This window comes from Bartonella sp. TT29SHDZB, assembly GCF_042193395.1.
In the GTDB taxonomy this organism is placed as follows: Bacteria; Pseudomonadota; Alphaproteobacteria; order Rhizobiales; family Rhizobiaceae; genus Bartonella.
This window is the reverse complement of record NZ_JBHILQ010000167.1, coordinates 1-231: the sequence shown is the minus strand read 5'-3', so window position 1 is coordinate 231 and position 231 is coordinate 1. Positions and strand designations below refer to the sequence as shown.

Below are 231 nucleotides of genomic sequence, written 5' to 3'. Positions count from 1 at the left end.
AGCACAGCCCAGTGCGAAAGAAATGGCAATATAAATCCAAAATTGGTTGGCGATTGCAGCTGTGGCTATAAAGAGTGCTTCAAACAATAAAACAACAGGAACTGTTCGAGACGCACTTAGCCGATGCAAGAGGTGCGGTGCAATTGGTCCGGCACAAATTGCCCCGATAAACCCTGCAAACAGCAGCATTGAAATAGAGGCTGTGCTTTCTGCTAAGTGTAGAGCGAATGT

1 pseudogene is annotated in these 231 nt (G+C 46.3%); it reads right to left on the bottom strand.

Annotated features, from left to right (window positions below):
• Positions 1-231: pseudogene (locus tag ACFIJJ_RS10125) on the bottom strand (MFS transporter); the annotation flags it as partial.